Annotated in this window: 3 protein-coding genes and 1 pseudogene; all 4 read left to right on the forward strand. The window is 59.6% G+C overall.

Going from position 1 to position 3,925, the window contains the following annotated elements:
- Positions 1 to 79: pseudogene (locus tag ACRESD_RS22570) on the forward strand (superoxide dismutase [Fe]); the annotation flags it as partial.
- A 152-nt stretch (positions 80 to 231) separates the two neighbouring features.
- The gene (locus ACRESD_RS22575) at positions 232 to 417 is read left to right on the forward strand and encodes a hypothetical protein (protein ID WP_431752930.1); all 186 of its coding nucleotides are present in this window, start codon (positions 232 to 234) and stop codon (positions 415 to 417) included.
- A gap of 206 nt (positions 418 to 623) precedes the next feature.
- A complete protein-coding gene (locus tag ACRESD_RS22580) occupies positions 624 to 2,675 on the forward strand; it encodes a putative bifunctional diguanylate cyclase/phosphodiesterase (protein ID WP_431752931.1) in 2,052 nt (683 codons plus the stop codon).
- 127 nt (positions 2,676 to 2,802) lie between these two features.
- Positions 2,803 to 3,925, forward strand: a 1,123-nt coding sequence (locus ACRESD_RS22585) for an imelysin family protein (RefSeq protein WP_431752932.1), incomplete at its 3' end; no start/stop codon positions are given.

The raw sequence follows: 3,925 nt of genomic DNA on the forward strand, positions 1-3,925 counted from the left end.
GTATGTGGAAGCGTTCTGGAACCTGGTCAACTGGAAGTTCGTGGCTGAGCAGTTCGAAGGCAAGACCTTCACTGCCTAAGCAACGCTTGCAGTAGAAAGAGCCCGGCATTGCCGGGCTTTTTTGTGGGCATTCCACACTGTCGATCTGTCCGAAACCGTGGAACCCGCAGAAGGGAATTTGCCACCCAGCCAGTGAGAGGAATAACCCTTTCACACTCTGCTGGAGAACCAATGATGGAAGAGATCGGAAAAGCAGGCGGACAGATGGCGATGCAACTCATCAGCGGGCTTATGAAAGGCCTCGCCGGTGGTGCAGGTGGCGGGGGTGGTGATGACGGTGGTGCCAAGGCCCCAAGCCGGCCGGGGGAAGACATGATGCCGCCACCGCCACCAAAGATTGACTTTTCAGTCAGCTGACAAAGGCACTCGCGTTGTAAAAAGGTTCGCTTGCAGCGCGTAAATAAGCCACTTAGACGGCGGAGTGAATCCGCCGTTTTTCTGGCTTTTCCTCCACACCGTTCTTGAAGGCGCCTGCCGCGCCAATGTTCCTTTGACTGCCACCCCGAGATTGCCAATACTCATGGCATATTGAAGGCTACCCGCATGAGACAAGGAATGCCCCTTTGAAGCTGGAACTCAAGAACAGCTTGTCGGTGAAGTTGCTACGGGTTGTGCTGCTGTCGGCATTGATCGTGGGCGTGGCGTTGAGCGTGGCGCAGATCGTTTTCGATGCCTATAAGACACGCCAGGCCGTGGCGGGCGATGCCCAGCGTATTCTCGACATGTTTCGCGACCCCTCGACCCAGGCTGTCTATAGCCTGGACCGTGAAATGGGTATGCAGGTCATCGAAGGTCTGTTCCAGGACGACGCCGTGCGCATGGCCTCCATCGGCCACCCCAACGAAACCATGCTCGCCGAAAAGACCCGCGCCCTGCAGCAATCTCCTACCCGTTGGCTGACCGACCTGATTCTCGGCCAGGAACGCACCTTCACCACGGCCTTGGTCGGCAAAGGCCCCTATAGCGAGTATTACGGCGACCTGAGCATTACCCTGGACACCGCCACCTACGGCAAAGGTTTTATTGTCAGTTCGGTGATCATTTTTATTTCCGGTGTGCTGCGCGCCCTGGCCATGGGCCTGGTGCTGTACCTGGTTTATCACTGGCTGCTGACCAAACCATTGTCGCGGATTATCGAGCATTTGACGTCGATCAACCCGGACCGACCCAGCGAGCACAAAATCCCCCAACTCAAGGGCCATGAACGCAATGAATTGGGGCTGTGGATCAACACCGCCAACCAATTGCTGGAGTCCATCGAACGCAATACGCACCTGCGCCATGAAGCTGAATCCAGCCTGCTGCGCATGGCCCAGTACGACTTCCTCACCGGCCTGCCGAACCGCCAGAAACTGCAGGAACAACTGGACAAGATCCTCATCGACACCGGCCGCCGCCAACGCCGCGTGGCCGTGCTGTGTGTAGGGTTGGACGACTTCAAGAGCGTCAACGAACAGTTCACCTATCAGGCCGGCGACAAATTGCTGCTGGCGTTGGCCGACCGCCTGCGCGCCCACAGTGGCCGCCTCGGCGCGCTGGCCCGTCTGGGTGGCGACCAGTTCGCGTTGGTGCAAGCCGACATCGACCAGCCTTACGAAGCCGCCGAACTGGCACAAAGCATCCTGGACGACCTGGAAGCGGAGTTTGCCCTCGATCAGGATCAGATTCGTCTGCGTGCCACGATCGGCATCACCCTGTTCCCGGAGGACGGCGACAGCACCGAGAAGCTGCTGCAGAAAGCCGAACAGACCATGACCCTGGCCAAGAGCCGCTCACGCAACCGCTATCAGTTCTATATCGCCAGCGTCGACAGCGAAATGCGCCGCCGTCGCGAACTGGAAAAAGACCTGCGCGATGCCTTGAGTCGAGACCAGTTCCACTTGGTGTACCAACCACAGATCAGCTACCGCGACCATCGTGTGGTGGGTGTAGAAGCCTTGATCCGCTGGCAACACCCTGAACACGGCCTGGTGCCACCCGACCTGTTCATCCCGTTGGCCGAACAGAACGGCACGATTATCCCGATTGGCGAATGGGTTCTGGACCAGGCTTGCCGGCAATTGCGCGAATGGCATGACTTGGGTTTCACCACCCTGCGCATGGCGGTCAACCTGTCCACCGTGCAACTGCACCACACCGAGTTGCCGCGAGTGGTCAACAACCTGATGCAGATCTACCGCCTGCCGCCTCGCAGCCTGGAATTGGAAGTCACCGAGACAGGCCTGATGGAGGACATCAGCACCGCCGCCCAGCACTTGCTAAGCCTGCGTCGTTCCGGAGCGCTGATTGCCATTGATGACTTCGGCACCGGTTATTCATCCTTGAGTTACCTCAAGAGCCTACCCCTGGACAAGATCAAGATCGACAAGAGCTTCGTGCAGGACCTGTTGGACGACGACGATGATGCCACCATCGTGCGCGCCATCATCCAACTGGGTAAAAGCCTGGGCATGCAGGTGATCGCCGAAGGCGTGGAAACCGCCGAACAGGAGGCTTACATCATTTCCGAAGGCTGCCACGAGGGCCAGGGCTACCACTACAGCAAACCGCTGCAAGCGCGGGAGCTGGCGGTTTATTTGAAGCAGTCCGAACGCAACAACGCGACGATTCTCTGAGACGGCAAAACGATACCAAATATTTCCCGCGTATAAGCCTTTACACAAAATGCAAATCTTTCGCATTATGTCGCAGTTTTTGCGCCCCCTCGTGCGCCCTATCAACAACCGAAGCAGGATGTTCGCCATGATTCGTATGCCCCTGGCCACCGCCAGTCTGCTGGCCATTGCCATTTCTCTCGCCGGTTGCGGCGAAGGTAAAGACAAGGCCGCCGCGCCCCAGGCGCCCGCCGCTGCCAGCACTCCCGCACCTGCGGCCGCTCCGGCAGGCCAGGTCGACGAGGCTGCCGCCAAGGCTGTGGTCGCGCATTACGCCGACATGGTGTTCGCGGTGTACAGCGACGCCGAATCCACCGCGAAAACCCTGCAGACCGCGATCGACACTTTCCTCGCCAACCCGAGCGACGAAACCCTGAAAGCGGCCCGCACCGCCTGGATCGCAGCCCGTGTGCCGTACCTGCAGAGCGAAGTGTTCCGTTTCGGCAACACCATCATCGACGACTGGGAAGGTCAGGTGAATTCCTGGCCGCTGGATGAAGGCCTGATCGACTACGTCGACAAATCCTACGAGCACGCCCTGGGCAACCCGGGTGCAAATGCCAACATCATCGCCAACACCCAGATCCAGGTCGGCGAAGACAAGGTCGACGTCAAGGACATCACCCCGGAAAAACTCGCCAGCCTCAATGAACTGGGCGGTTCCGAGGCCAACGTCGCCACCGGCTACCACGCCATCGAATTCCTGCTCTGGGGCCAAGACCTCAACGGTACCGGCCCAGGCGCAGGCAACCGCCCGGCGTCGGACTACATGACCGGTGACGGTGCCACCGGCGGTCACAACGAGCGCCGCCGCACCTACCTGCGCGCCGTGACCCAATTGCTGGTCAGCGACCTGGAGGAAATGGTCGGCAACTGGAAACCCAACGTCGAAGACAACTACCGCGCCACCCTGGAGTCGGAACCGGCCACTGACGGCCTGCGCAAAATGTTGTTCGGCATGGGTAGCCTGTCTCTCGGCGAGCTGGCCGGTGAGCGCATGAAGGTGTCCCTGGAAGCCAACTCGCCGGAAGACGAGCAGGACTGCTTCAGCGACAACACCCACAACTCGCACTTCTACGACGCCAAGGGCATCCGTAACGTCTACCTGGGCGAGTACACCCGTACCGATGGCACCAAAATGACCGGTGCCAGCCTGTCGTCCCTGGTCGCCAAGGTTGACCCGGCTGCCGACGCGGCGCTGAAGGCTGACC

This window comes from Pseudomonas sp. (assembly GCF_050739995.1).
Lineage (GTDB): Bacteria > Pseudomonadota > Gammaproteobacteria > Pseudomonadales > Pseudomonadaceae > Aquipseudomonas.

Coding starts and splice junctions, on each gene's coding strand:
- ACRESD_RS22575 (WP_431752930.1), top strand. CDS start 232: ATGATGGAAGAGATCGGAAAAGCAGGCGGACAGATGGCGATGCAACTC.